This is a genomic window from Kitasatospora sp. NPDC091276 (assembly GCF_040684355.1).
GTDB lineage: Bacteria > Actinomycetota > Actinomycetes > Streptomycetales > Streptomycetaceae > Kitasatospora.
The window spans coordinates 1-2,867 of record NZ_JBFBFU010000078.1 but is presented as its reverse complement, the minus strand read 5'-3'; the positions used below and the strand labels follow the sequence as shown (position 1 = coordinate 2,867).

The following is a 2,867-nucleotide window of genomic DNA, read 5'->3' as shown; positions in this document are numbered from 1 at the left end:
ACCACCGTCACCATCGACGACCGCTTCTTCGACCTCGGCGGCCACTCCCTCCTCGCCACCAAACTGGTCAGCCGCATCCGCACCGCCCTCGGGACGGAGCTGCCGATCCGCACCCTGTTCGACGCTCCCACGGTCGCCGCCCTGGCCGCCGTCCTGCCCGGGCGCGAGCAGACAGCCGCGCCGAAGAAGGCCCGCCCGGCCCTGCGGCCGATGCGCCGCCCGGGCGGCCCGGCCTGACCCGCCGCCCACGTCGCGGCCCCGTCCACCACAGGATGCGCGCCCGCCGCCGGCCCGGCCGGCGGCGCGGCCCGCCGCGGCCCGCGACCGCCGAACCCCACCAGCCCTACCAGCCCTACCAGCCACAGCAGCCGTAAGTCGCCAGTCGGAGGCAGACCTTGATCCCGTTGTCGTTCGCCCAGCAGCGGCTCTGGTTCATCGAGCAGTTCGAGGGCCCGAGCGCCCTCTACAACACGCCGTTCGCCCTCCGGCTGACCGGCGAGCTCGACACCGCCGCCCTCGAAGGCGCGCTGTGGGACGTGGTGGCCCGGCACGAGGTGCTGCGCACCGTCTTCCCGACCACCGACGGCCAGCCCCACCAGCACATCCTCGACCAGGGGCGCCCGCCGCTGCACCGGGTGCCGGTGGCCGACGAAGCCGAACTGTCCGAGCGGCTGCGCGAGGACGCCGGGCAGGTCTTCGACCTCGCCGCCGACCTCCCCGTCCGCGCCTGGCTGTACGCCCTCCCCTCGCCGGGCGAGCACGTCCTGCTGCTGCTGACGCACCACATCGCCAGCGACGGCTGGTCCGTCGCCCCGCTCTTCCGCGACCTCGCCACCGCGTACGAGGCCCGGCTCGCCGGCACCGAGCCGCAGTGGGAGCCGCTGCCGGTGCAGTACGCCGACTACACCCTCTGGCAGCGCGAGCTGCTCGGTGAGGAGGACGACCCCGAGAGCGTCGTCTCCCTTCAACTCGCCTACTGGCAGCAGGCGTTGTCCGGCCTCCCGGAGGAGCTGGCGCTCCCGTACGACCGGCCGCGCCCGGCCGCGCCCACCCGCCGGGGCGGCGCCGCCGAGTTGGAACTCGACGTCGAACTGCACACCGCTCTGGCCGAGTTGGCCGGCACGCAGAACGCCAGCCTCTTCATGGCCCTGCAAGCCGCCGTCGCCACCCTCTACACCCGCCTCGGCGCGGGCACCGACCTGCCGATCGGCACCGTCGTCGCCGGACGCACCGACGAAGCCCTCGACGACCTGGTCGGCTTCTTCGTCAACACCCTGGTGCTGCGCACCGACACCACCGGCGACCCGAGCTTCCGGGAACTGCTGGACCGCGTCCGCCGCACCGACCTCGACGCCTACGACCACCAGGACATCCCCTTCGAGCGCCTGGTCGAACACCTCAACCCCACCCGCACCGCCGGCCACCCCCTCTTCCAGTCGCTCGTCACCCTGAACACGGAGCGGGCCGACGACCTCGCCTTCGGCCCGGCGTCGGCCCGGCCGGTCGAGGCCGGCGAGGCCCAGGCCCAGTTCGACCTGAACTTCAACTTCGTCGAGCACCTCACGGCGGACGGCGACTGCCTCGGTGTCCGCGGCGCCGTCGACTACGCGGCCGACCTCTTCGACCACGCCACCGCCACCGCCCTCGCCGAGCGCCTGCTGCGCGTCCTGCGCGCCGTCGCGGCCGACCCGGACACCCCGATCGGCAGCATCGAGATCCTCGACCCCGCCGAACGCGAGCACCTGCTCACCGGCTGGAACGGACCGACCGCGCCGGTGCCCGACACCAGCCTGCCCCGGCTGTTCGAGGCCCAGGCCGCCACCACCCCCGACGCCCCCGCCCTGATCACCGACGCCGAACAGCTCAGCTACGCCGAACTGAACGGCCGCGCCAACCGCCTCGCCGCCCTGCTGCTGGCGCGCGGCCTGACCACCGAACAGCCGGTGGCGGTGCTGATGGAGCGCTCCGCCGGGCTGCTCACGGCCGTCCTCGCGATCGCCAAGGCGGGCGGCACGTACGTCCCGCTGGACGACCGCTACCCGCTGGACCGGCTCCAGCACATCCTCACCGACACCCGCACCGGCCTGCTGCTCACCGACCCGGCCCACCACGGGCATCCGGTCCTCGCCACCGGCGGCTTCGCCACCGTCGAGGTCACCGACGCCCTGCTCGCCACGGCCCCCGAAGCGGGCGACCCGGCCGTGCCCGTGCACCCCGGCCAGCTGGTCTACGTGATGTACACCTCGGGCTCGACCGGCCTGCCCAAGGGCGTCGCCGTCACCCACCGCAACGTGGTGGACCTGCTGGGCAACCAGCACTTCCGCGCGGGCCACCACGAGCGTGTCCTGCTGCACTCGCCCACCGCCTTCGACGCCTCCACCACCGAGATCTGGGCACCGCTCGTCACCGGCGGGGCGATCGTGCTGGCCGAGCCCGGCGAGCTGGACATCCGGCGCCTCGCCGAGACCATCACCACCCACCGGGTGACCCTGGTCCAGGCGCCCTCGGGCCTGCTGCGGTTGATGGCCGAGGAGACACCGGAGGCCTTCCGGGCCGTCCGGCAGGTGTGGACCGGCGGCGACGTCGTCCCGCCCGAGGCCGTCCGCCGGCTCTTCCAGGCGTGCCCGGACACCTCCGTCGTCGCGGTCTACGCGCCCACCGAGACGACGGCCATCAAGACCACCTTCACCATGACCCCCGCCTCGGCGGTCCCGAACGTCGTGCCGATCGGCCGCCCGCTGGCCAACACCCGGACGTACGTGCTCGACAGCACCTTGCAGCCCGTACCCGCCGGCGTGGCAGGCGAGCTCTACATCGCCGGCGCCGGACTCGCCCGCGGCTACACCGGCCGCCCCTCCCTCACCGCC

Annotated in this window: 2 protein-coding genes; both read left to right on the top strand. The window is 74.0% G+C overall.

Annotated elements, in window-relative coordinates; genetic code table 11:
* Positions 1–237: phosphopantetheine-binding protein (locus AB0O19_RS38415; RefSeq protein WP_363626386.1), on the top strand; the 237-nt coding region annotated here is incomplete at its 5' end.
* A 158-nt stretch (positions 238–395) separates the two neighbouring features.
* The coding region (locus AB0O19_RS38410; protein WP_363626384.1) for a condensation domain-containing protein at positions 396–2,867 on the top strand (2,472 nt) is incomplete at its 3' end.